The sequence below is a fragment of the Campylobacter sp. US50a genome (assembly GCF_004379015.1).
Lineage (GTDB): Bacteria > Campylobacterota > Campylobacteria > Campylobacterales > Campylobacteraceae > Campylobacter_D > Campylobacter_D jejuni.
On record NZ_RYYJ01000064.1, the window covers coordinates 1 to 533 of the forward strand.

1 pseudogene is annotated in these 533 nt (G+C 27.0%); it reads left to right on the plus strand.

Features of this window, described 5'->3' with window-relative positions:
- Positions 1-533 (plus strand): annotated as a pseudogene (locus ELQ11_RS09670) (hypothetical protein); the annotation flags it as partial.

Sequence of the window (533 nt, forward strand, 5' to 3'; positions counted from 1 at the left end):
CTTGCTAAAAGCTATATTGAAAATTTAAGACTTGATGAAGCCTTGAATTTATTACAAACACTTTTAACTCGCAAAGATGATTTAGAAGATGAACTTAAGTTAGAATTGGCTTTTATTTATAAACTGAGTAATAAACTAGAAGAATCTGAACAAATTTTCAAAGAATTACTTTCTAAAGATATGTATAATCTTAATCTATGGAAAAATTATGCAGAAATTTATTTTAAACATGATTTTACCAAGGCATTAAATGCACATGAGCACTTGTGTCATTTTATGCAAGATTTGATTGATAAACTACAAAAAGGAATCATTGCTGAACAAACCAATCTTAATTTAATTAAACTCGAAGATAGGCTTCATAGTAAAACCAAAGAAAATCTTACTATTTCTAAAATAGAAGATTTTTTAACTCATCAAATTTTACCCCAAAAAGCATACTTGCTTTTTAAGCTTTTTAGAATATCTGATTCTTTAGAACTTTTTCAATCACTACAAGAAGCCAATCAACACCATGCACAGTTTTGGCAAAA